The sequence below is a fragment of the Microbacterium sp. genome (assembly GCF_049661145.1).
Taxonomy (GTDB): Bacteria; Actinomycetota; Actinomycetes; order Actinomycetales; family Microbacteriaceae; genus Microbacterium.
On sequence record NZ_JBASZT010000134.1, the window covers coordinates 1 to 3,221 of the forward strand.

The window sequence follows — 3,221 nt, forward strand, 5'->3', positions numbered from 1 at the left end:
CAACCCCAGCCCCAACCCCAGCCCCAGCCCCCGCCCCCGCACCCGCCCCCGCGGCGGTGCAGGTGAAGCGGGCGCGGTAGGCGGTCGGGGTGAGCCCCAGCATCCGGCCGAAGTTCTGCCGCAGCACCGCCGCCGAACCGAACCCGCACTCGTACGCGATCGCATCGAGGCCGAGATCGGTCTGCTCCAGCAGGCGCTGCGCCTGGATGATGCGCTGCCGTCCGAGCCACGCGGCGGGCGTCGTGCCGTAGTCGGCCTTGAAGCGGCGCGCGAACGTCCGCGGCGACATGTGCGCGCGGGCAGCGAGCTGATCAACGGACAGGTCGAGCGAGAGGTTCGCCAGCATCCATTCGGTCACCGGGGCGAGCGAGAGCGAGGTCGACTCGGGCAGTGGCTTGGCGATGAACTGCGCCTGGCCGCCGTCGCGCTGCGGCGGGACCACCATGCGGCGCGCGATCGTGTTGGTCATCTCGGCGCCGAGTTCCAGACGCAGCAGATGCAGGCACGCGTCGAGGCCGGCGGCGGTGCCGGCGCTCGTGATGATGCGGCCGTCCTGCACATACAGGACGTTGGGGTCGACCTCGATCCCGGGATACATCCGCGCCATCGTGTCGGCGTAGCGCCAGTGCGTCGTCGCACGACGGCCGTCGAGCACGCCCGCCGCCGCCACGACGAACGCGCCGCTGCAGACGGTGAGCACCCACGCACCGCGCGCGACGGCGCGCCGCACCACTGCGCTCACGCGCTCGTCGACGGCGTCCCACTGCTCGCGCGGGATCGGCGTGATGACGACGAGGTCGGCCTCGTCGGCGAACGCCAGATCGCGGTCGACGTTGATGGAGAACCCGAGGTTGCTCGGAACGGCGCCGGGCTCGGGCGCCACGATGCGGAAGTCGAAGTTCGGGATGCCGTCGTCGGAGCGGTCGAGCCCGAACGCCTCGCACGCCAGCCCGAACTCGAAGGGGGCGAAACCGGACTGCACGACGCACGCAACTGTCTTCATGGCAGAAATCCTACTCTGATGCGCAGTTCTGCCACTATTGGCCTGATCGGCGCGATCGTAGCGTTTCTGCCATGATACTTCTCATCGCTCTCGGCATCCTTTCCACCGTCGCGATCATCGGCAGCATCCTCGCCGTGCGCAACGACGGATACGGCCCCATCCGCACCGACTGGTCCCGCCTGCCGGACGCCGACCGCGGCGCGCCGCATATCAGTCGTGACACCGCTCGTGACGGTGAACGGGTCGCACCGTGACGACGCCCCGCACTGACGGCCTGCCCATCACACTTGCGTAAACATCTCGTGAAGAGGGGTGACCCGGGCACTGACGTGAAGGTAGCTTGCAGGAATCCCACGTTCGCACCAGCCAGGAGGTTCAGATGAGATTCACGCGCCCCGCCACAGCCGCTGCACTCGCCGCGATCGTCCTCGTCACGGCGGGCTGTTCGGGCTCGTCCGAGCCGGAAGCAACCGGCGACGGCGACCCCACGGAGTTGACGCTCGTCCTCACCCCCTCGGTCGAGGCCGACGTCCTCGCCACGAGCGGTGATGAGCTCGCTACCATGCTGACCGACGAGCTGGGCATCGACGTCACCTACTACGGCGTCGAGGACTACACCGCCGCCGTCACGGCATTCGAGACCGGCCAGGCGCAGATCGGCATGCTCGCGCCCGCTCTCGTGGTCAACGCGATCGACCGGGCAGATGCCGTGCCGATCCTCACCGTCGAGCGCTACGGCAGCTCGACCTACGTCACGCAGTGGTTCACGAACGACCCCGCTCGCTTCTGCCTCGACGAGGTCGTCACCGACGACGAGGGCTACACCTTCTGCAACGGCACCGATGTGTCGCCGCACGTCGGTCCGGTCGGCGAGGACGCCCTCGAACTGGTCGCGCCGGACGACACGATCTCGTTCGTCGACCCGACGAGCACCTCGGGCTATTACTTCCCCGTGCTTCAGCTCATCGACCTCGGCGTCATCGAGAGTCCCGACGACCTGACCGGCGCCTTCTTCGCGCAGGGCCACCCGGAATCGGTGAACGCGGTCGCGAACGGCGAGGCGACGATCGGGGTCAGCTTCGACGACGCGCGCACGAATGTCGTCGAAGAGAACCCGACGGTGGGCCAGGACGTCACGGTCTTCGCCTGGTCGACGAACATCCCGAACGACGGTGTCGCCGTCGCGGGAGACCTCTCCGAAGACCTGCAGCAGCGGATCAAGGACGCGTTCCTGGCGATCGCGTCGACCGACGACGGCCTCACGCTCCTCGACGAGCTGTACACCGTCGATGGCTTCAGCGACCCCGACCTCGACGCGATCGATTCGCTGCGCAAGGTGCTCGCCGCGTTCCCGGAGTGAGCCGGTCACGTGTGATTCGTTTTCAGAACGTCTCGGTGACCTACCCGAACGGAACGGTCGGGTTGGACGGCATCGATCTGGAGATCCCCGACGGCCAGTTCGTCGTGGTCGTCGGGCTCTCCGGCGCCGGGAAGTCGACGCTCATCCGCACGATCAACGGCCTCGTCCCCATCACCGGCGGCTCGCTCGAGGTGTCAGGGACGCAGTTGCGGGACGCGTCGCGGCGCACGCTGCGCAAGCTCCGCGCGCATGTCGGGATGATCTTCCAGTCGTTCAACCTCGTCGCACGGGCCACCGTGATGCAGAACGTCCTCGTCGGGCGACTGCACGCGACCTCCGCGCTGCGCTCGCTCGTTGGCGTGTTCCGCGCGAGCGATGTCGAGTTGGCGTTCCAGGCGCTCGAGCGCGTCGGCATCGTCGAGAAGGCATACACGCGAGCTTCTCAGCTCTCGGGCGGTCAGCAGCAGCGCGTGGCGATCGCGCGCGTGCTCGCGCAGGAGCCGGAAATGGTGCTGGCGGACGAGCCGGTGGCCTCCCTTGACCCGCCCACCGCCAATCGCGTGATGCGGGACCTGCAGCGCATCAATCGCGACCTCGGCATCACGACGATCGTCAACCTGCACTTCCTCGACCTTGCGCGCGCGTACGGCGACCGGATCATCGGGATGCGCGCCGGCCGCGTCGTCTTCGACGGTACGGCGGCCGAGGCCGATGATGCCGTGTTCACCGAGATCTACGGGCGTTCGCTGAGCGCCGACGACGTGCTGCCCGGCGACAGCCGGGCTCGCTCCTCTCATGGCGACGGGGAAGGCGACGAAGCGGGCGGTGCGCCCGCGGGACCGGGGATGCCGACGGAGC

At 68.6% G+C, this 3,221-nt stretch carries 4 protein-coding genes; 3 read left to right on the forward strand and 1 reads right to left on the reverse strand.

Going from position 1 to position 3,221, the window contains the following annotated elements; translation table 11 throughout:
* The coding region (locus WBP48_RS05915) for a GlxA family transcriptional regulator (protein WP_424437511.1) at positions 1–1,003 on the reverse strand (1,003 nt) is incomplete at its 3' end.
* 71 nt (positions 1,004–1,074) lie between these two features.
* On the opposite strand from WBP48_RS05915, the gene WBP48_RS05920 reads away from it, so the two are divergent.
* From WBP48_RS05920 to phnC, 3 genes are all read left to right on the forward strand, one after another.
* Positions 1,075–1,257, forward strand: coding sequence for a hypothetical protein (locus tag WBP48_RS05920; protein WP_424437514.1), 183 nt, complete (start codon positions 1,075–1,077; stop codon positions 1,255–1,257).
* A 125-nt stretch (positions 1,258–1,382) separates the two neighbouring features.
* On the forward strand, positions 1,383–2,363 hold the full coding sequence (gene phnD, locus WBP48_RS05925) for a phosphate/phosphite/phosphonate ABC transporter substrate-binding protein (protein ID WP_424437517.1): 981 nt from the start codon (positions 1,383–1,385) through the stop codon (positions 2,361–2,363).
* Between the two features lie 35 nt (positions 2,364–2,398).
* Positions 2,399–3,221 (forward strand): phosphonate ABC transporter ATP-binding protein (gene phnC / locus WBP48_RS05930; RefSeq protein ID WP_424437520.1); only part of this gene is annotated, 823 nt, incomplete at its 3' end.